This window comes from Algibacter luteus (genome assembly GCF_900141715.1).
Classification (GTDB): domain Bacteria; phylum Bacteroidota; class Bacteroidia; order Flavobacteriales; family Flavobacteriaceae; genus Arenitalea; species Arenitalea lutea.
This window is the reverse complement of sequence record NZ_FQYK01000002.1, coordinates 1-21,890: the sequence shown is the minus strand read 5'-3', so window position 1 is coordinate 21,890 and position 21,890 is coordinate 1. Positions and strand designations below refer to the sequence as shown.

The window sequence follows — 21,890 nt, the reverse complement described above, 5'->3', positions numbered from 1 at the left end:
AGTTATTTTAATTGCAAAATTACTAAAGTCTATTATTAATTCTCAAAGTTTTTAAAACTTCCGTCAGAATAAAAAATAACAATTCGCTCAATGGATTTGTTTTTATCAATTTCAGAATTCAAATTAACTTCTGTTCGCACAGGCGGTGTATCTGTTTCTTTTAGTTCTTTAATTTCAATATTGGAAGGGAAGCTGCCTTTTCCATTAAAAAGCCAATATAAATCTACTTCAGGGTAGTGTGATAATATTTTCAAAATAAAATCCAAACTCGGTTTATTTCTTCCTGATAAAATGTGTGAAATACTGGATCGTTGCACACCTATTTTTTCAGCAAAAGAAGATGCAGATTCACCGTAGTGATTAATGATTTTTTGTAATCTTTTTATGAAATCTTCGGTGTTTATCAATGTAAATATGAAATTATATTAAATTGAGTTACAAATGTAACAATATAACTTTAAAAACAAGAATATATTGTACTTTGCACTCTTAGTTTATTAAAATAATACTTTATATAAAATAGTTTAAAATGCTGAAAAATAATTCATTAATTACAGTATAATAAATAACAATAAAAATATATAAATTTTGCAGCCGATTCTCTGCGTGTTTTGTAGATATCTGTAAACAAATGCCTTAAAATTAATGTTTACAAATGTAAATTAGTAAATGTTTACATTTGTTCTGTTAATTTATTACTATGCAATTAGAAGACATTAAAAGCTTGTTTGAAAAACATAAAGAAAAGAGTTTATCGCATCGTTATATTACCAATGCACACATTGAACCGCTATTAGAAAAATTGCCTGATATTTTTCAAGTAGAAATCAATGGAAAATCGGTTTTAAATCATCCCATTTACGGAGTTAAAATTGGTAGTGGAAAAACAAGAATTTTAATGTGGTCGCAAATGCATGGAAATGAATCTACAACGACAAAAGCATTATTTGATCTTTTTAATAGCTTTTCAGATCGAACTTCAGGACTTGAATCTATTATAGAAAAATGTATGCTTTATATAATTCCAATATTAAACCCAGATGGCGCACTTGCATATACACGTATAAATGCAAATGAAGTAGATTTGAATAGAGACGCACAAGATTTATCGCAGCCAGAAAGTGTTGTTTTACAAAATATTTTCAATTCTTTTAAACCAGATTTTTGTTATAATTTACACGGGCAACGTACTATTTTTAGTGCAGGAACAACAAATCATGTGGCGACAGTGTCTTTTTTATCTCCAGCACAAGATGAAGCTTGCACCATAACACCAAATCGAAAAAAAGCTATGGAGGTAATTGGGGTTATGAATAAAGCATTGCAAGAATTAATACCTAATCAGGTTGGTGTTTATGATGATGCTTTTAATATCAATTGTGTTGGCGATACTTTTCAAAGTAAAAACGTACCAACCATACTTTTTGAAGCTGGACATTATAAAGATGATTATGCACGCGAAATTACTAGAGAGCTTATCTATACTTCATATATAACCTCATTAAACTATATCGCTAACCATAATGTAACTGGTGATAATTTCGAGTTGTATTTAAAAATTCCTGAAAATGATAAATGCTTTTTAGATGTGATTATCAGAAATGCTTTGGTAGATGATAAGGTCGTTGATGTTGGAATACAATTTCAAGAAGTACTAAATCATAATAAAGTAGAATTTTTACCAAAAATTGTCAAAATTGAAAAATTAGATAATTTTTTCGGACACAGAGAGATTGAAGCTAATGGATACGCGGTGTTAGATGCAAATGGTGAATTATTGAAAATTGACTACGAAAACGTTTGCGTAATATTGAATAATGAAAAAATATTGCTATTATCGAAATAAAATATACAATATGTGCCTTAATTTTAGTGAAAATGTATTAATTTTGTCGAATATTTAAGAATACTTTATTATGGGAAAAATAAAATTAGACGAAATCGATCATCAAATTCTTGACATGTTAATAGATAACACAAGAATTCCGTTTACAGATATTGCAAAAAAGTTATTAATATCGGCAGGTACAGTTCATGTACGTGTTAAAAAAATGGAAGAAGGAGGAATTATTAAAGGTTCGTCTTTGATGTTAGATTATAAGAAGCTAGGATATTCTTTTATTGCTTATGTTGGTGTATATTTAAATAATACCTCTCAAACAAAATTTGTATTAGAGCGCATAAATGAAATACCATATGTAACTGTAGCTCACATAACTACTGGGAAATTTAATATTTTCTGTAAAATTCGTGCAAGAAGTACAGAGCATGCTAAAGAGGTTATATTTTTACTGGATGATATCGATGGGGTTTATAGGACAGAAACTATGATTTCTCTTGAAGAAAGCATTAACGATAAAAAACGTTTGATGCATTCTATTTTTAATGATATGTAAATTACAATTGAACATATATAGTTAAAAAAGCCCTTATTTTAAGGGCTTTTTATTTATTTATATACTTTCTTTCTTTTAATTCTATTTAAAATAGGGGATAGTACTCTAGTTAAATATTATTCTTATCAAATACCTTGAGCAACATATCACATTTACTAAAAGTTATATTCTCAATGTAATTAATATGTTTCATAACTTGGGTATTGTTAAAACCTTTTAACCAATCTATGTAAACCGATGCAATATCTGCTCCGGCTTCGTGTGAAAATGGGTAACCACCTCCAAACCTCGGGTTAATCTCTATTATATATAATTTATTATTTTGTAGGATTACGTCAACGTCAATACTACCAATGTGTTTAAGAAGAATTCCAATTTGTTTTCCTAATACGTTAAAATCTTCATGAATAATTGATCGTGCTTTGTCAGTTTCACCAGCACGCATATAAATTTTTTCTTTTGTAAAGGTGGCAAAATATTCACCTTCAAAATTGTTTATTATATCTAAACCGTACTCTTTTCCGTCGAGCTTTTCTTGAATCAAAATATCAATTTCAATCGCTTGACTACTATCTTTTTTATGACTTGATCTTTCAAGATTAATTTCTAAAAGCCTATGAGCTAGTTCTAGCTCTTCTATTGTTTCTGGGTATAAAATGCCTTTAGAGCCACTTCCTAAGCGAGGTTTGATTACAACTGGGAATTTTAATTCTCCCATTTCAATGGCTTTTTTAGCTTCGTTTAAACTTTTAAAAGTCGCAGGTGTATTTACGTTATTTTCTTTGAGGTATTGATATGTTTTCCATTTATCAAAAGCGATGTCAATTACCTTTTCGTTAGAAACGATAATTTTAGTCCCAAAACTTTCTAATTCAGCTTTGTGTTTAGCTAATATTGGTAGCTCAAAATCATTTAAAGAGATAACTGCTTTAACATGGTGGTTAATTATTATTTCTTTTAATTGGCGTATATAATCAGCATCGTAAACGTCTGAAACTTTATAAGCAATATCGGCTTCAATAAGTGCTGGGGCGTTTAATAGATTATCCGTAGCGATCACAATACCATTTCCATCCAATGCTTTTTTGAAATAATTAATTAGATAATTACGTCTTCCAGCACATGTAAAGAGTATATTATACTTCATGTAAATCTGTTTTTCTTTCAATATCCAAATCGGGCATTTCTGGATCGAGTTCAATATTGTTGGAAATTAATACTTTTTTTACTGTTTTTATTAAAATTATGAGGTCTTTTGTGAAAGACATGGTTTCAACATATTCAATATCAAGTGCAAGTTTTTCGTTCCAGCTTAATGAATTTCTACCAGAAACCTGTGCTAGTCCAGTAATTCCAGGTCTTACATTATGACGAATAGATTCTTTTTTTGAATAATACGGCAAATAATGAACTCTTAAAGGTCTAGGTCCAACTAAACTCATATCTCCTTTAATTATATTAAATAACTGAGGAATTTCATCCAATGAGTATTTCCTTATGAAATTTCCAAATTTCGTTACCCGTTGTTCATTAGGTAATAATTTTCCATTTTCATCCTTTTTGTCGCTCATAGATTTAAATTTAATAATCTTAAAAATATGTTCGTTTTTACCAGGGCGTTCTTGCAGAAAAAAAGGTTTACCGTTATTTATTATTAAAAGGCTAAGAAAAACAATTAAGAATATAGGCATCAAAAAAAATAACCCAATGCATGATAATATAAGATCTAAAAATCTTTTCATTACTAAATAAGAAGCATTAGTTGATTTATGATTTTTATTATTTATATTCAAAATAAGCGTGTAATAAAGAATTTTTAATAATTGGGTGGTTAAAATATTTGATTGGTTACTTTATCACATCGGTGTTTTAGCAAATATATTTACAATATTATAATTTCGAAAAAGAATTATTATTTTCTTTATTTTTAAAAATCGAAAAAAAGCCACAATATGTTCTGTTATGTAATTACTTTTTTAAACAAATTCAGACACCAAAATTGAATTCTTATCACAAATCTATGTTGAATTTTAAGTTAAAAATATTTTTAATAATCTAAATTTACACTTGAATTTAACTCATTTTATTTTTAGATGGAAAATTTAGAGGTAATCACCTTAACGAAACAAAGCTTGAAAGAAGCAGTAGTGGCTAATAAATTTTGGAATGATTCTTACGAAGCGCCATTTTCATTAAATAAGGCCAATTGGTTATTAGATAATAATAGAGCAGAAGACCAAGATGTTCTAGCTATATTAGGCTATGAAAATCATACGATTATAGCGTTTGTATATCTTATGCCAGATTTTATAAAGGGCGAAGATGGAAACTGGTTAAAAATATATTGGAGCCAGAAATGGTGGATTTTAGAGAAGTATCAAGGTTCAGTATTACCAGCTTATGTAAAAAACATGTCTTTAAGCGCATGTAATAATCAAGTGGTTGTGCGCTTTTTAGGCGATAATACAAGTGCATATTATGAAAAGCAACCTTTTACAAAGTTTTCAGTTAGAAAGCGTTATATCATACTTTTTAGTGTAGATCATCAACTTTTAATCTCGAAAAAAAATAGCTTAAAAACGTTTACTCCAATCCTGAAACTTATTGATGAATTATCTGCTAAAGTCATTGCTTTAATAAACAAAAGTAAAAGTTCGAAAAGAAGTAAAGGTATTAGTTATGAAAGTGTGGATTGTATTGATAATGAGACTTGGAAATTTATTGAAAAGCATACTGAAAACGATATTGTACCTAAAAGTTTAGACTATATAAATTGGCAAATAGATAATAATCAATATCTCCAAATTAAAAAAGATAAAGACAAAATTAAATATAAATGCCTTTTAGAAAGTATTTCTAATAAAATATATAATGTAAATCTGGTTATTAAAAAAGATGATCAAATTGTTGGATTTATTTCTGGGTTAGTATCGGGTAATAGGTTTACACTTAGGTATTTTAATACTTCGGAAGATTATTTTAATGATAGTTTAAAAATCCTTATTGAAAACATTGCAAGAAGTAAATGTATCGTGTTTCAAAGTGAAAACAAAAAGGTAGGAGAACAAATAATCAATAAATACGCAAAAGTTTATGCCGATGTTAAAAAATTAATTTCATTAAAACATAACGATGTATCAGTTGATTTAAATGAAGCTTTGGTTCACGATCAAGATGGAAACTTTATCTAAAAAACGCGTATGAATTTGTTATATAGTTTACACAATTCATTTCTAAAACATCGCAAAAAGAATGCATTTTGTATAAATGATGTTTTTTTTACGTATCAAGATGTACTCAATAGTATTTCTCAAATCCGAGATAAAATTGTTTCGAATATAAATACATCTGAAAAACACATTGGTCTGGTTACTAACAATGATTTAGAAACATATGCATCTATATTCGCATTATGGATGGAAGGGAAAGCATATATTCCTATAAATCCTAACGCTTCAAAAATTAGGAATGTAGAAATTTTGAAATTAATTGATGTAAAACATGTATTGGATTCAACTGAAATCTCAGACTATTCTGATTTTAAAGTTTTAAATACAAGTTTTTATAATAAATTTAAAAGTGCTCCTTTTGAACCTATAAAATTTAATAAAAAAAATAATGCCTATGTATTATTTACTAGCGGCAGTACAGGTGTTCCTAAAGGAATTCCTATAAGTTTTAAAAATTTAAATGCATTAGTAACAGCATTAGACGAAGACGAAGAATACAAATTAAATGCCGATGACAGATGCCTCCAAATGTATGATTTAACATTTGATGCATCATTAACTGCAATTTTACCAGCGTTATTAGCTGGCGCCTGTTTGTACACAGTTCCTTCTAGTGCAATAAAATATTTCTACATCTCAAAGCTATTATTAACGCATAAATTGACAGTGTTAAAAATGGTGCCATCCATTATTTATTACTTAAGACCATATTTTGCTGAGATTCATGCTCCTTGCGTTCGCTATTCAATATTTGGTGGAGAAAAGTTGTATATAGATGTGGTAGAGGAATGGAGGGCATGTGTTCCTAATGCAACGTTATTAAACCATTATGGACCAACAGAGTTTACAGTGTGTAGCCATTATTATAAATTAGAACTGGAAGCTCTGAAATCGCATAAAGGAGTGTTATCAATAGGAAAACCATTTAATAAAGTTGAAAGTGTCTTATTAGATTCTGAAAACAATATAGTAAGTGATAATATTGAAGGTGAGTTGTGCTTATCAGGAGAACAATTAACAGCTGGATATTGGAAAAATGATGCTTTAAATTCAAGTGCATTTTTTATGCATAAAGTTAACAAGGGTGCTGAAAAACGATTTTATAAAACTGGTGACTTATGTATTCGAGATCATGATGGTTATTATATGTATGTTGGAAGAAAAGATTTTCAAGTAAAAATAGGAGGTTATCGTGTTGAATTGGGAGAGATTGAATATCATGTAAGAAAGCATGAATCAACAAAATCTAAAAATAGTCTTGTTATAGATGTAAAGAATTCAAATAATAGCGAAGAACTTGTTCTTGTTATAGAAAGTCCTAAATTTAACACCGATAATTTATTAGACTATTTAAAACTCAATCTAGTAGAATATATGATACCTAAAAAAGTATTTTTTATTGATAGTTTACCACATAACAATAATGGTAAAATTGATAGAAATACCTTAAGGAACCTAATAGTAAATTAAAAAATGAATAAGGAAGAATTATTATCAAAAATAAAGAAGTCTTTTGTTAGAGTGCTCGAGCATAATAATTTTGAGCTAAATAATACTACAACAGCTGAGGATGTAGATGGATGGGAGTCTATAACACATATGCTTATTATGACTGATATTGAAAAGTCTTTCAATATCAAATTCAAACTCATGGACTTAATGTCTATGGAAAATGTGGGAGATTTGCTTAATACAGTTCAAAAGGAAATTGAAAATCAATAATATATTAAAACTTGGAATTTTATTTTATTCCATGAACCCATCTGTTATATAAATAAAACCAAAGTGTAGGGTGGTAGTATAAGTCATTACTAATTTGCTCTTTGGTATTAACTTTAGTTTTAAGACTTTTTAATTGAATATCTCGAATAGATTTCTTTAGTAATGGTAAAGCTTTTGCTAATTGTAGAAATGTATAAGTCATAAAATTATCCTTATGAGTAATACTATCTGTTATGTTTTCTTGATACAATATATTTCCTGTATCGATGCCTTCATCTACTAAATGCACAGTAACACCACAATTATCTTTATCATTATTAATTAAAGCCCAATATGCGCCATGCAGCCCTCTATATAGCGGAGTTATACCAGCATGAATGTTAATAAATTTGGCATTAACACATTCTAAGGTTTTTTTTGATAGTATTCTGGTTGTTACAATTACAACAATATCAGGATTTAATTTTTTTAGAAGTTGGCGTCCTTCATCGGAGTTTATTGATGCGATTTCAACGGTTTTTTCTCGATCAAAATCTACCTCTTTAATATTGTTTTTAATTAGTATTTCTTGAATTCTTTTTTTGGAAGTAGCATTTATATATGAGACCGCCACAACTCTAAATAATAATTGTCCTAATACCCGAATGAATCCTAACTTTTTAATTCTTCGTTTAATTAATTTTGAAGTGCTTATTCCGTTGTCAACAATTATTTTATCCACATTAAATTCAGACTCCAAACTTTGATAAACCATCTTGGGATAGTTCCAATCGCCAACAAGCATAATGATTTTTTTATTCATAAAAAGTACGTCTATATTGGTTTTAGGTTAATTAAGTCGATTCTATTTTTATTTGCTGAAATGTAGAGTTACATGATAAAATATATACATTATTTTGATTTTTGAACTTATAGATTTCAATTTTATTTTGGGGTTCAATTACAAGATAAAGAAAGTCATTGATATCTTTCTTTATAAAATTATAATTAAAATCATTTTGAATTTCAATTAACATTAATTCGTCCAGACTAGGAAGTTCTTCAAGTTTACTAATTTGAATCTTTTTTTTCGATTTTGAATTTTTTCCGTTTTTAAAAACATAAGTAAGTTTATGGAATCTCGAATTGATTCCTTTATTCCTTAAATAAGCCTTAAATTCAAAGAATTTATAATGCAAGTGTGCATTAAAACTAGAAATTAAAGATGTTTTATCATAAATTATATGATATTCAAAATCGTATTCTTTTGTACACATTCTTTTTTTATAATCAAAATATCCTTTTGAAAAATCTAATGTTTTTATGTTGTTTTCAAAACACCAATCTAGCAATTTTAAATTGTTAACATAACCAAGATTGAATTTTGAATAATCGATGTCAAATACAGTAATAGCATCAATTACAGTATCTTCTGTGTGATAATTGTATGTAATAGCAATGGGTTTGTTATTGTCGTAGATTACAAATAGTGAAGCCTTCTTCTCTAAAATTAATGGATAAGCAACTTCTTTATAAAAATTCCATTCATTAGGCAGCATATTATTATAAGTAATTTGCTTGTCTGAATACCTTTTTTTCAACAGTTTTATGAAATCATCAAACAATTGGTTGTATTCAGTTTTGTCTATTTCGCCTAAAAACATTTTATATGAAAGATTGAAACAACGCTCTAAACGATTACTAAACTTGCGAAGTTTCATCCTCGTATTTTTACTAAAAGTTTTTAATAGATAATCGTCAATGTTTTTAAATTGGTCTAAATTGATTAAAAAGCCAGAATACTGTAAAGATTTTAAAACACCTAAGTTTTTAGGAACTGTAATTTCATCCATTAAATGAGGTAAAACATCATAAATAATTAGGGTTTTATTTTTGAAATCTGAAGTATTGTTTAATGAATAATTATTACCTTTTGTTAAATTTTTTCCGACATTAAAATAATTGGGAAGCCAATTGTGTTTATAAAATGCGATTCCTTTAATAAACTTGAAAGCTTGAATATTGGAATTTGGAATAAAATGTTTACTCCAAATTGATTGAAAAGAATTATTCGCGAAGGGGCTATTTTTTGTATTCATTATCAGCTAAAAATACCTTTATTAATTCAATTTTATGTTTTCTTACACGCTATATGGATGTGGCCAACCTTATTATCACCATTAACTTTTGCTTTAATTTCGATTATAGAGAAACCATTGTTTTCAAGAATTTCCACGATCTCTTTTTCTTTTAACCATAAGTTAAGTGGTTGGTTTTTGTTTAAGAATCGCCAATTAAACTTATTGTTTATTTTTAACCAAGGTAATTCGTTTTTTGAAACTTTATTATTTTTGAATACCCTTGAAAAATTCACAATAGCACTTAGTATAGGATTATACCATTTAGAATTCCAATTTAAAAATGAAAAAAGATAAACTGCATTTGCATTACCAATTCTATGTGCTTCTTTTAATCCTAAATGCAATGTGTCTTTATCTAAAAAACAAAGAATTTGCTGTAAATAAACTAAGTAATCAAATTGATTATCCTCATAAACATCCAAGTTTGTTGCATCTGCTGTGTTAAATTGAATTGAAGAATTAGAATGAAATTTCTTTTCATTACAGATGGCTATCATTTTGTCAACATAATCAAAGGCATATAAATCTTTATATCCCATTTTTTCGATTTCAAAAATTATTCTGCCACCTCCAGTACCAGCTTCAATAACTTTAGCCGCTTTATTTACTAGATACTTTTTTATAAAATATTTTTCGATAGGGAGTAAACCGTAGTTTTCAGACCAAGTTTTTAATAATTTACTTGAATATAGATCTTTATTTAAATTTGGGCGCAAGAGAGAAAAATTTAATTCAACATATTAACTATGATGTTCTTTATATCTATATAATGGAAAAAAAGATGAAGACATATAATTGACCTCGTTCTTTTTACAAAGTTCATAGTAAACTCTATTGTTAGCAACGAGTTTCCACACAAAAAATGGATGGTATTCATCTGAAAATAGTGACTTAAATCTAAATAGCGAATCATTTTCATTCGCACCTAAACCACCACCTAAGTTAAAATTTTTATAGCCTTCTTCAGTTGCTTTGATTCTCATTTTATCAATAATAAACTTTATAGGATTTAAATCTAAATAGTCTTCATTAGCTCCAGCAAGGTGATACTGTACCATTTTTTTAGTTTTTATAAACATACCTGCAGCGATTATTTTGCTGGTGCTATTCTCGATAGCAAGTAAGATTTCGGTTTTAAAATCTTGTGTCGAAATGAGTTTATTGAAATATTCGTCGCTGAAGAAATAGTGTTTTTTAGCATTAATTCGTTTCATGTTATTATAATATAAAGCTTTAAAAGCCTCTATTTCTTCTTTAGTTTCAGCAACCTTAATGGTTAAAAGCTTATTAGATTTATTAATATGAGTTTTTAATCGTCTACTGTATTTTTTTCTTTGTTCTTCTAAGGGTAGTGATAAATTTATATTTACAATTTTCCCCAAATATGTCAATTCCCCAAATTCTGTTGTTGTTTCTGAGGCCGTAGATTCGCCTAAATTTGAAAAAAGTATGTTTTGAAATTTTATATAAGGGTTCAATCTCATAAAAACGCTCACAATTTTTTTTGTTTTAAAAAAATCAAGTAAAACTTCCTCGTAATGTGTAGTGTCAAAATTATCAGGTAATTTACTTCCAATATGTCCTGAGTAGCCGTAAACAGAGACGGCATCAAAATATTCAGAGTTTGGTATTTTCCTAATTAATAAAGGAAGTCCAATGTACGTATCTTTATTCGTGTATTTAATCAATACAGGAGAATCAAATTTCGATTTTGAAATATGGTGATAATCATAAGTATGATAGAAATCATAATTATTTACACTCTTCAAAAAATCATCCCATTCTTGTTTTTGGGTTATAATTTCAATTTTCACTAAACTAATCTGCTATTAATTATTAATTCATTAGTAAATAAAACAATTCTAATAGAAACTATTATTATCTATGAATATCTTATATAATTTAATGTTTTAAGAGTAAATATCAATATTCTCTTAATTTTAATTCTTGAGGGATTTGCTATAAATGTATCTGATTATTTTTTAAAATAGTCAGATTGTCTGTTAAAATTTAGTTTATATAATATATCTATACTTTATTCAATTATTGATTGTCATTTGATTATTTAATAATTACCTAAATTTTTAAAAAATAATCACATTTAAATTACTAATTATTGCCTAAAAAAGGAGCCATATTTAAGGTTTCACTGGCATTAATATCTTTTCTCAAAAGTACTTTTTTGATAGTTAAAAGTATAATTCTTAAGTCGGTTATAAATGAAATGTTATTAACATACCAAACATCCATTTCAAATTTCTCATCCCAAGAAACCGTATTTCGACCATTCACCTGTGCCCATCCTGAAATACCTGGCTTAACATTATGTCTTTGTTTTTGAAATTCGTTATAAAGTGGCAAATATCTCACTTCTAATGGTCTAGGACCAATCAAACTCATATCGCCTTTTAACACATTAATAAGCTGTGGCAATTCATCAAGAGAAAACTTTCGTATAAAATCTCCAGTCTTAGTAACCCTCATATTATGTGGTAATAAAACTCCATGCTCATCTTTTTTATCATTCATAGATTTAAATTTTATTACCTTAAAAATTACACCATGCTTTCCTGGTCTTGGATGTAAAAAAAATGGCGTGCCATTAAAACTTATAGTTAAAACTATAATTAAAAGTATGATTAGCGGAGATAAAATTATTAATCCAATTAATGATGCAATAATATCAAATATTCTTTTAATGAAATTTTTATACATTTTAATTTTTAATCTTTATTGAAGCAAATGTACATTTTCAGTATTGCAATACTAAATATTATCGTTTAAAAATATAAATTTTCATTTAAAAGGTAATTAATTGATATTTTAAAAGGGGTTTAGGCTATATCTAAAAAAATATAGTTTTAAAGTTTACTTTCCTATCCGCTAAAACTATTAGTTCATATATATTTGCAAGAATTATATTGTAAATAATTAATCGGAGCAGATTAAGGATTTATTCATTTTTTAATAAGCGATAATAGTCCTTTTAGTTAGTAATTAAAATATAATCAAAGTTTCGGCTTAAATGTTTAAAGCAATAAATTAGCGTTTTTTTCAACTGTTTATTTATATAGAAAAGCGATATAATCTTTAATGTATGAACTTAAAATTATATTGTTTGCCATTTAAACGATTTTTATTTCATTATAAAGAATAATCATACATACTAGGTATAAATAAATTAGATTTGAATGATGGCTTGTTTAATGCTTTATAAATATAATTGCGATGAAAACAGTAATGATTTTAGGAGGAACTAAAGGAGTAGGAAATGAAATACTTAAGACTTGCGTAAAAAAAGGTTATAATGTTTCGTTTTGCGGAAGAAACCTTGCTGAGGGCAATAAAATTATAGACTCTTTACAGGCAGAAAACAAACTTTATTTTCATAAAATAGATTTAAATACTATTGACGAAATAGAGAATTTTTATAAAGAAACCATTAAGCGATTCAAAAAAATTGATGCACTAGTATTGTATTCAGGCATTACACCCATAGCTTCTATTGTTGATACAGACGAGGATACTTTTGATAGTGTTTTTAACGTAAATCTTAAGGCACCATATTTTTTATTGAAACATGTATTAAAATCTATGATGGAGCATAATTCAGGTTCTATTATATTTTTCGGATCTGCTCATATGGATTACGGTATGAAGGATAGAGCAGCCTACGCGCTTACTAAAAGCACTTTATATACGTTGTCTACTCATATTGCGCATCATTATGCACAACACGGTATTCGCTCAAATTATGTAGTTATGGGTTGGACTAATACAGAAGGTGAACTTAAATTACGAGAACAAGAAGGAATAAGTGAAGAGGAATTAAAACGTGAAGCAGCAGAAGCTTTACCGATGGGACGCATGTTGAATAGATTTGACCCAGTTCCAGCTGTAATGCATTTTATTTCAGATGATTCTGCGATGACGACCGGCTCATTAATGCGAATAACAGGAGGCGAATATATTTAATGATTTTATGAATCCAAATTTAATTTTTCATTCCAATTCAGAACTCTTAGAAGGACCTGTTTTTGATTTAGACAATAACTTACTATATTTTGTTTCAATATTAGATTGTTTGGTTTACTGTTATAATCCTTCAACCAAAGAAATTTTGAGTGTAAAATTAGATTCGCCAGTTAGCTGTGTGTTTTTTAAAGAAAGAAAAAAAATAATTGTATCTTCTAAAGATGGTTTTTTTGAAATAGATTTTAACACATTAAAAAAGCATTTCGTTTTTCAATTGGATATTAAAGATTCCGTAAGATATAATGATGGAATAATAGATCCTGTGGGAAGATTTATCATAGGGACTATGGGGTACCCAGAGGTTAAAAATAATATAGGTAATGTTTACTCGTATTTTAAAGGAGAGTGTAAAACTATAATTGAAAATACAACAATCTCAAATGGTTTGGCATTTTCGCATGATGGCAAAACACTATATTTTATCGATACACCTACAAATAAGGTTGCTAAATATTCTTATAATTTAAAAACAGGTGAAGTAGAGTTTCAATCGCATGTTATAGAATTTAAAGAAAAAGGAAGTCCCGATGGTATGTGTATGGGTAAAGATAGCATGCTATGGATTGCTGAATGGGGTGGCGGTTGTGTATCAAAATGGAATCCCAATAGCGGAGAATTGCTTGAAAAAATAAATCTACCTTGCACAAATGTTACTTCATGTTGTTTTGATAATAAGTCAAATTTATATGTCACAACGGCTAAAGATGATCAACCAAACGATAAATACGGCGGAGGGTTATATTATATAGAATTAAATAAAATTTAAATTTATGAATACGGTAGATATTAGCGTCATTGTTCCAATTTTTCGAATTGAAAAGTACTTACCCGAATGCATTGAAAGTCTACTAGATCAATCTTTTTTAAATTTTGAATTGATTTTAGTTGATGATGGAAGCCCTGATAATTGCCCGAAAATTTGTGATGATTATGCTAAAAAAGATTCTAGAATCCATGTTATTCATAAAAAAAATGGCGGATTATTAAGCGCAAGAAAAGCAGGATTAAAAGAAGCCCAAGGAAAATATATTGCCTACGTTGATGGAGATGACTGGGTAGATAAATTTTATCTAGATACCATGTTTAAGTTAGCGGAAGCCAACGAATCTGATTTAGTTGTTACTGGTCATTTTAGAGAATTTGATGGAAAAATTGAAACTATTAAACCAAAAAATACAGGCATTTATAATGAAGAAGAATTAAGAACTTCAATAATCCCTAATGCCATTTACAACGGTGAATTTTGTGAACATGGTGTATCAACCTATGTTTGGAATAAACTCTTTAAAAGAGAATTGCTAAATCAAGTTTTATTTGATGTTCCCAACGAAATTATCATGGGAGAAGATGCGGCAATAACCTATGCTTATTTAGGGTTGTCAAAAAGTCTTGTTATTAGTAGAATACCGCTATATTATTACAGGCAAAGGCATGATTCTATAGTAAAATCAATCGAAAACCCAAAAACTGAGTATTATAGATTAGGTTTATTAATGAATTTTTTAAAATTAAAATTAGAGCATGTACTTGATGAAGATAATCTAAATAAACAAATAAAGTATTATCTCTACTCTCAAATATTAGTTAGATCTGGAGGATTAATTCAAGATATAGCAGGTTCGGTATATTTTAATCCATTTTTAAAGGTAAACAAAGGGTCGAAAGTTGTAATCTATAGTTCAGGTTCTTTTGGTCAACACATCCTATCAACAAATGTAAAAGCCAGTTTTTTCCATGTTATAAAATGGATTGATGTTGATTATCATGATTTAAATATAGGAAGCAATTCCGTTAAACCTATAAGTTCAATATCAAACACCGAGTTCGATTATTTAATAATCGCAACAATTAATCCAACAACTTATGCGTCTATAAAAACAGAGTTAGGGTTAATGGGAATAGATAAAAAGAAAATAGTAAAAGTAAATACAAACGAAGAAGATATAACTAACCTATTGAGTTATTTAGGTTTCAATGAAGATTTTAAATATGTTGAAACTAGTGAATAACTAAAATTTAGGTAGTAATAACTTTATTTAACTTAAGTAAAATGAATAAAAAACTTATAATATTAGGCGGAAATCCCGAAACCGCTGTATTAGTAGACATTGCTAATTCTATGGGAATTTATACTATTGTTATAGATCCAGTACCGAATACACCTGCGAAGAAAAGAGCATCGGAAACATATGATATTGATGGTTTTGATATTGATGGCATTGTAAAAGTAGCAAAAGATAGAAACGTAGATGGCGTATTAGTTGGTGTTGCAGATATTTTAGTAAAACCATACCGAGAAATCTGTGAAAAATTAAGTTTTCCTTGTTATGCCAATGAAAAAACTATTGAAGCGTTTTGCAGTAAAGACGGCTACAAGAAATATTGTGCTAAGCATAAGGTACAAGATATTCCAGGAATATTTTTAACAAAAGATATGGAAGTAAAAGTACCTGAAAATATAAAACTACCTATGATGGTGAAACCAGTAGATAGTGGTGGAGGTGTTGGTATGAAAATATGTAGGGATGAAGATGATTATATTTCAACTGTTAAAAACGTATTTAAATACTCAAAAAAAGGGGTAGTTATGGTTGAGAAGTATATGGATAGCCATTGTGATGATATGGCTGTTTATTACACTTTTAAAGATGGTATTCCATATTTATCTGCAACTTACGATAGGTATTTAACAAGATTACAAGGGAATTCAAGTCCAATTGCAATTGGAACGGTATATCCCTCAACTTATACAGATCTATTTATAAAGGAGGTACATCCAAAATTGTGCGCAATGTTTAAAGACTTAGATGTTCAAACTGGGGTACTAAATGTACAGTTTTTTGTAGAAGACAATGTATTTTATAGTTACGACCCAGGTTTTAGATTGCAGGGAGAAGCACCACATATTCACCTAGCTCATATCAATGGTTTTGATCATAGAAAAATGCTTATAAACTTTGCTTTAACTGGTGTTTTTGGAGAAGAAGATTTCTCAGAAAAAAACGACTACATGTTGAATGGTAAAATTGCTTGTTCAATATGGGTACTATTAAAAAGTGGAAAAATTGAATCGATTGAAGGCTTAGAGGAAATGAAAGCTCACAAAAATGTGCATTTTGTTGTTGAGCGTTTTAAACAAGGTGATACGGTTAAAGAAGAATTTTTAGGAACAGAACGACAAGTTTTATATAGAATATATACAGCGGGCGATTCAATTTTTGAAATAAACCAAACTATTGAATATATTCAGAATATTTTAAAAATAACTGACCCTAATGGAAATGACATGGTTATTGAATGGTTGAAGCCTTGGAATACGGACGACTATACTTTTAATTACGAGTAGAATCCTCTAATTACAAATGAAATTAATAATAATGAAATGAATCCTTTTATTGTAAAAAAACAAGTTAAAGGATTGATAATTAAAAACCTATATAATGCAAAATATTTTAGAACAGTTTAAATTAACGGGTAAGAAAGCCATCGTTGTTGGAGGCGCTGGCGATCTTGGAATAGCTATGGTAGAAGCTATTTCTGAAGCGGGAGCACAAACCGTTGTTATTGATTATGATGATCGCGTATTTGACATGTGCAAAGATTTAAATAAAAAAGGACTTGATGTAAGCCCTTTAAAAGCAGATGTGAGCCAAATTGAACAAATTAAAGAATCATACAAAGCAGCCTTGGATATTTTAGGAGGAACGGTTGATATTTTGATAAATTCTGCAGGAATTCAAAGACGCTACCCAAGTGAAGAATTTCCAGAAGAGGAGTGGAGTAAGGTTATTTCAATAAATTTAGACGCCACTTTTTATTATTGTAAATATGCTGGTAATACCATGTTGAAAAATGGAGGGGGTAAAATTATTAATATAGCTTCGTTAATGAGTTTTTTAGGAGGTATTACAATTCCAGCTTATGCAGCTTCCAAAGGAGGTGTTGCCCAATTAACTAAAGCGTTGTCTAATGATTGGGCGGCAAAAGGCATTTGTGTTAACGGAATTGCACCAGGATATATGGATACGCAATTAAATACAGCCTTAATTAATGATAAGAAAAGAACTGAAGAAGTGTTTATTCGAGTACCAATGAAAAGATGGGGAACAGGTGAGGACCTCAAAGGTTTAACAGTATTTTTGGCATCACCTGCTAGTGATTATATTACCGGAACGATAATTCCGGTTGACGGTGGGTATTTGGGGAGATAAGTCAACTTGAGTTCATTTTCTATCTCAATGTTAACATAAATAAGATGTTGAATAATGTTTAATAAATCGAAGCCTAAATAAAATTCGATACCAAAAGAATTAAGCAAAAAATCATCTTAAACTATGAAAATAATAACTTACACTTTAGATTTTACAATGCTCATTTTTAGTACAATATGTAGATAAAAGTTAATTTATGTAATTCGTCTAAAATCTAAATTTTTAATGTAAATTAAATGTGTATTAACCAATAATATTTCTAAATTTATATTAGAAAAAAAGGGGTTTTGTTCAAAAAAGTATTTTTCATAGTGTTTCTAGTTGCTTCAATGTTCAGTATCCATGCACATGGTGATTTGGATAAGCGGATATCTGTTATATCAGAAGAAATTAAGAAAACTCCAGATAGTGCATTATTGTATTATAAACGCAGTCAACTTTATTATCAGCATAACGAATTTAAAAAAAGTATTGATGATCTTAAAAAATCGGATAGATTGGGTTTTGATAATAATGAACAATACTTTTTATATGCTCGAAATTATTTCAAGTTAAATAAGTTTAACTTAAGCTTAAAGCATGTTAGAAAATTTTTAAAGATTCAGCCCAATCATTTAAAGGGATTACAATTAGTCGGTAAAATATATTTTGCTAAAAGCGAATTCGAAAAATCGGCCAGAGCCTTTGAAAAAGTTATCGCAAATTCAAGAAAAACCTTACCGGAAAATTATATCGAAGCATCAGAGGCTTGGTATGCTTTAAGAACCGAAACTGGAATCCAAAAATCGAAACAAATGTTGATTAAAGGTATTATGGATTTAGGTGATAATATTGTTATTTATCAGACACTTATTTCAAATGCTATTGATCAAGAGGAATATATTTTTGCTATTGAATATCAAAAAAAAGTAATAGAATTTAGTCCAAGAAAGGAAAGAGCTTACTTAAAACTCTCTGAAATACATCTTTTTGATAAAAACTATTTAGAAGCTGAATTATCTTTAAATAACGCTAAAAAGCATTATTTAAAATTACCTCTAAGAATTAAAAATTCTAAGTTTATGAGGGAATTTTATTCTGAACTTGAACACATAGATAAAAGATTAAAGAATACAAATTATTAGCATAATTATCCCTAAGAATTGCTGATAACAATAGTGAATACAAACTTTTAGAATTGAAATCTTTTATTCTATGAGCATGTTTATTCATGAATTGTTGTCAAAGAAAATATTTTAAAACAATATAATTTCAAAGGGAAATGAAAGAAAATTACAAATTGCTAATACTTTTATGTGGTTCTATATTGTTGAATATATCAGTATTCAGCCAAACAATAATTAGAGGTCCTTATCTACAAAAAGGGACAACTTCTAGTGTAGTTGTTAAATGGAGAACGGATACTAATACTTCTTCGGTAATAGAATATGGTACAAATACTAGTTATGGTTCGACCTTTAGTGAATCCACTCCAAAAACTGATCACGAATTAGAAATTACTGGATTATCTCCTGGCACAATATATTATTATAGAATTGGAACTGGAGGGTCATTATTAAGTGGCAATTCAGATATTTACTTTAAAACGCATCCTCTGATTGGAGCCTCAGACCCTTACACATTTTGGATTTTAGGACATATTGGTAATGGCGGCCTTGGTAAAGCTAGAGCTGTAGACGTTAGAGATGCATATTATTCTTATATTGGAAACAATGTTACGGATGCCATGATAGTAACTGGAGACAACGCTGGGTATAAGAACTCTGAAGTTGATTATCAAAAATATTATTTTGATATGTTTGATTCGAAGCTTAAAAATACTATCGGATGGTCTTGTTTAGGTAATCTAGAAGGTAATTCTGTACCCTTTGGTACTCAAACAGGACCATATTATGATATCTTCACTTTTCCTACTCTAGGAGAATCTGGTGGACTTCAATCAAATACCGAATCCTATTATTCTTTTGATTACGGAAATATACATTTTATAGTCTTGAATTCTTTTGATGAAGATAGGTCGGTTGGGAGTACAATGTACAATTGGGCTCAAAATGATCTTTTGAACACCACACAAAAATGGATTGTAGCAATTTGGCATCACCCGCCCTACTCAAAGGGATACCATCCATCCGAAGGTTTTGATCAAAAAGGCAACCCTGCTGAAATCGAATTAATAGAGATGAGACAGAACTTTAACCCATTAATGGAGTCTCTTGGAGTAGATTTAGTGATTGGAGGTCACACTGAGTCCTATGAGAGATCCTATTTTATTAGTGGACATTATGGAGAATCAGCTTCATTTGATTCATCAACTCATACAATGGGAGCTAATGGTGGTGGAAGTGGACAAACAACTGGAGCAAACCCAGATGGTGCCTATAGTAAACCAACATCAGGTCCTAACGCTGGAAAAGGGACCGTATATGTGGTAAATTCTACCGCATCACAAATAATAAGTGGTTTACCTTTAGACCATAATGCCATGTATTATTCTGAATCCTATTATGGGTCTGGTGTTCTTGAAGTTGATGGGGATAATCTTACACATAAATTTTTAGATTATAATGGAAATATTAGGGATTTTTTTACTATTGAAAAGGCTAGTGTTTCTCAAACTTGGTATCAAGATTTTGATGGTGATAATTTTGGAAATGCTTCTGTTACTCAAGAAGCTGTAACACAACCTGTGGGCTATGTAGCAGATAATACTGATTGTGACGATAATGATGCTGATGAATTCCCTGGTCAAACTTGGTACATTGGTGTTGACAGTGATGGTGATACATTCTTCGGAAGTGTTAACTCTATTATAGCTTGTGAAAATCCTGGCGGATATACAACTTCAGCTCCTACAACTCCGGATTGTGATGATACGGATGGGAATGTTAATCCAGGCGCAACAGAAATTATAGGTAATAATATTGATGATGATTGTAATCCAGCGACTTCAGATAGTTCTCCAACTAGCGATGATGATGGAGATGGCTGGACAGAGAATCAAGGTGATTGTGATGATTTCGAGCCTTTAGCTTACCCAGGAAACACCGAAGTGCTTTACGATGGGATTGATAATGACTGTAACCCAGCAACTTTAGACACAGAAGATGCCGATGGTGATGGTGTGAACTCCGATACAGATTGTGATGATAACGAACCATTAGCATATCCAGGCAACACCGAAGTCTTATACGATGGTATTGATAACGACTGTGATCCATTAACTTTAGACACGGAAGATGCCGATGGTGATGGAGTAAACTCCGATACAGATTGTGATGATAATAATCCTTTAGTTTATCCAGGAAATACGGAGGTACCATACAATGGAATCGATGACGATTGTAATCCATTAACATTGGATGATGATTTAGACGGTGATGGTTTTAATAACGGTGCAGGCAATCTTTTTACGGATAATTTTAATAGAGCAGATTCTAATGATTTAGGTTCAGACTGGACACATTCTATAGGATTTGGTGGGGGCGTTGCTGGAATAGTTTCAAATACAGTTAAGAAAGGTGAAGGAATCTTTGCTATAGCTTACCGTAATGGAACTTTTGATGACGACCAATGGGCAGAAGCTACTTTTTCCGGAGGAGGGGTATCTTGGTCTGGTGTAGCACTTAGATGTGATGCAACATCGAGTGTAGTCTGGCAGTGTAGTGGCAGTTATATACAATTGTTAGTTGTGAATAATGGTACAAGAACTGGTAAAGGTCTTATTACTTATCCTGTAGTAGAAGGTGATGTAATTCGAGGAGAAGTTATTGGAACGACTTACAAGGTTTTTATAAATGGTACTTTGGCACACTCCATTAATAATCCTTCTGGCGCAAATACTTCTGGAAACCCAGGCATAATGGTTGAAGGTTATGCTATGGATAATTGGTCAGGAGGAGATAACTCTAGTAATGGTACCGATTGTGATGACACGGATAACACCGTATATCCTGGAGCACCAGAACTTTGTGATGGTAAGGATAATGATTGTGATGCGGTTATAGATAATGACATTACTTTTACAACGTATTATGCTGATGCAGATGGTGATAGTTATGGTGATGTTGCGGATGCTGGCACTCTATTTTGCTCGGATCCAGGAGTTGGGTTTGGTTTAACTAATGATGATTGTAACGATGAGGACGCAGCAATTAATCCAGGAGCAATAGAAATAGT

The 21,890-nt window shown here is 29.6% G+C and carries 20 protein-coding genes; 12 read left to right on the top strand and 8 right to left on the bottom strand.

Features of this window, described 5'->3' with window-relative positions:
- Positions 1–35: 35 nt before the first annotated feature.
- A complete protein-coding gene (locus tag BUA46_RS03630) occupies positions 36–407 on the bottom strand; it encodes a helix-turn-helix domain-containing protein (RefSeq protein WP_019388731.1) in 372 nt (123 codons plus the stop codon).
- Between the two features lie 293 nt (positions 408–700).
- On the opposite strand from BUA46_RS03630, the gene BUA46_RS03625 reads away from it, so the two are divergent.
- Entirely contained in the window at positions 701–1,846 is a 1,146-nt protein-coding gene (locus BUA46_RS03625) for a M14 family zinc carboxypeptidase (RefSeq protein WP_019388730.1), read from the top strand.
- A gap of 70 nt (positions 1,847–1,916) precedes the next feature.
- Entirely contained in the window at positions 1,917–2,396 is a 480-nt protein-coding gene (locus BUA46_RS03620) for an Lrp/AsnC family transcriptional regulator (protein ID WP_019388729.1), read from the top strand.
- A 109-nt stretch (positions 2,397–2,505) separates the two neighbouring features.
- On the opposite strand, the gene BUA46_RS03615 is transcribed toward BUA46_RS03620, so the two are convergent.
- Together BUA46_RS03615 and BUA46_RS03610 are read right to left on the bottom strand one after the other, a co-directional pair.
- On the bottom strand, positions 2,506–3,543 hold the full coding sequence (locus BUA46_RS03615; RefSeq protein ID WP_019388728.1) for an ATP-grasp domain-containing protein: 1,038 nt from the start codon (positions 3,541–3,543) through the stop codon (positions 2,506–2,508).
- Positions 3,533–4,138: a sugar transferase gene (locus BUA46_RS03610; protein WP_035106636.1), complete on the bottom strand. Its 606-nt coding sequence runs from the start codon at positions 4,136–4,138 to the stop codon at positions 3,533–3,535. The genes BUA46_RS03615 and BUA46_RS03610 overlap by 11 nt, the downstream gene beginning before the upstream one ends.
- Before the next feature lie 351 nt (positions 4,139–4,489).
- Here BUA46_RS03610 and BUA46_RS03605 point away from each other — a divergent pair, with 351 nt between their 5' ends.
- Genes BUA46_RS03605 through BUA46_RS03595 form a run of 3 tightly spaced genes read left to right on the top strand, consistent with a single transcriptional unit; the run spans position 4,490 to position 7,348 of the window.
- Entirely contained in the window at positions 4,490–5,587 is a 1,098-nt protein-coding gene (locus BUA46_RS03605; protein WP_019388726.1) for a hypothetical protein, read from the top strand.
- A 9-nt stretch (positions 5,588–5,596) separates the two neighbouring features.
- Complete coding sequence (locus BUA46_RS03600; RefSeq protein ID WP_019388725.1) at positions 5,597–7,096, top strand: AMP-binding protein; 1,500 nt, start codon at positions 5,597–5,599, stop codon at positions 7,094–7,096.
- Positions 7,097–7,099: 3 nt separating this feature from the next.
- Positions 7,100–7,348: an acyl carrier protein gene (locus BUA46_RS03595; protein WP_019388724.1), complete on the top strand. Its 249-nt coding sequence runs from the start codon at positions 7,100–7,102 to the stop codon at positions 7,346–7,348.
- A gap of 19 nt (positions 7,349–7,367) precedes the next feature.
- Here BUA46_RS03595 and BUA46_RS03590 read toward each other — a convergent pair whose 3' ends face one another.
- The 5 genes from BUA46_RS03590 to BUA46_RS03570 all read right to left on the bottom strand — a co-directional run bounded on the left by BUA46_RS03590 (position 7,368) and on the right by BUA46_RS03570 (position 12,183).
- Positions 7,368–8,150, bottom strand: a complete 783-nt coding sequence (locus tag BUA46_RS03590) for a formyl transferase (protein WP_019388723.1) — start codon at positions 8,148–8,150, stop codon at positions 7,368–7,370.
- 31 nt (positions 8,151–8,181) lie between these two features.
- A complete protein-coding gene (locus BUA46_RS03585; RefSeq protein ID WP_019388722.1) occupies positions 8,182–9,426 on the bottom strand; it encodes a GNAT family N-acetyltransferase in 1,245 nt (414 codons plus the stop codon).
- Positions 9,427–9,458: 32 nt separating this feature from the next.
- Entirely contained in the window at positions 9,459–10,184 is a 726-nt protein-coding gene (locus BUA46_RS03580) for a class I SAM-dependent methyltransferase (protein ID WP_019388721.1), read from the bottom strand.
- A gap of 24 nt (positions 10,185–10,208) precedes the next feature.
- A complete protein-coding gene (locus BUA46_RS03575) occupies positions 10,209–11,282 on the bottom strand; it encodes a peptidoglycan bridge formation glycyltransferase FemA/FemB family protein (RefSeq protein ID WP_019388720.1) in 1,074 nt (357 codons plus the stop codon).
- Between the two features lie 295 nt (positions 11,283–11,577).
- Entirely contained in the window at positions 11,578–12,183 is a 606-nt protein-coding gene (locus BUA46_RS03570; protein WP_019388719.1) for a sugar transferase, read from the bottom strand.
- Between the two features lie 513 nt (positions 12,184–12,696).
- Between BUA46_RS03570 and BUA46_RS03565 the strand changes: the two genes are divergently transcribed.
- From BUA46_RS03565 to BUA46_RS03535, 7 genes are all read left to right on the top strand, one after another.
- Positions 12,697–13,443, top strand: a complete 747-nt coding sequence (locus BUA46_RS03565) for an SDR family NAD(P)-dependent oxidoreductase (RefSeq protein ID WP_026010150.1) — start codon at positions 12,697–12,699, stop codon at positions 13,441–13,443.
- 7 nt (positions 13,444–13,450) lie between these two features.
- Positions 13,451–14,269, top strand: coding sequence for an SMP-30/gluconolactonase/LRE family protein (locus BUA46_RS03560; RefSeq protein WP_019388717.1), 819 nt, complete (start codon positions 13,451–13,453; stop codon positions 14,267–14,269).
- A gap of 4 nt (positions 14,270–14,273) precedes the next feature.
- Positions 14,274–15,512 carry a glycosyltransferase family 2 protein gene (locus tag BUA46_RS03555; RefSeq protein ID WP_019388716.1) on the top strand — a complete coding sequence of 413 codons (1,239 nt, stop codon included), beginning with the start codon at positions 14,274–14,276 and terminating at the stop codon, positions 15,510–15,512.
- A gap of 41 nt (positions 15,513–15,553) precedes the next feature.
- Positions 15,554–16,849, top strand: coding sequence for an ATP-binding protein (locus tag BUA46_RS03550; protein WP_019388715.1), 1,296 nt, complete (start codon positions 15,554–15,556; stop codon positions 16,847–16,849).
- Positions 16,850–16,943: 94 nt separating this feature from the next.
- Positions 16,944–17,714: an SDR family oxidoreductase gene (locus BUA46_RS03545; protein ID WP_019388714.1), complete on the top strand. Its 771-nt coding sequence runs from the start codon at positions 16,944–16,946 to the stop codon at positions 17,712–17,714.
- Positions 17,715–18,001: 287 nt separating this feature from the next.
- A complete protein-coding gene (locus BUA46_RS03540; RefSeq protein ID WP_143148065.1) occupies positions 18,002–18,838 on the top strand; it encodes a tetratricopeptide repeat protein in 837 nt (278 codons plus the stop codon).
- 137 nt (positions 18,839–18,975) lie between these two features.
- A partial coding sequence (locus tag BUA46_RS03535; protein ID WP_178313104.1) for a MopE-related protein occupies positions 18,976–21,890 on the top strand: 2,915 nt, incomplete at its 3' end.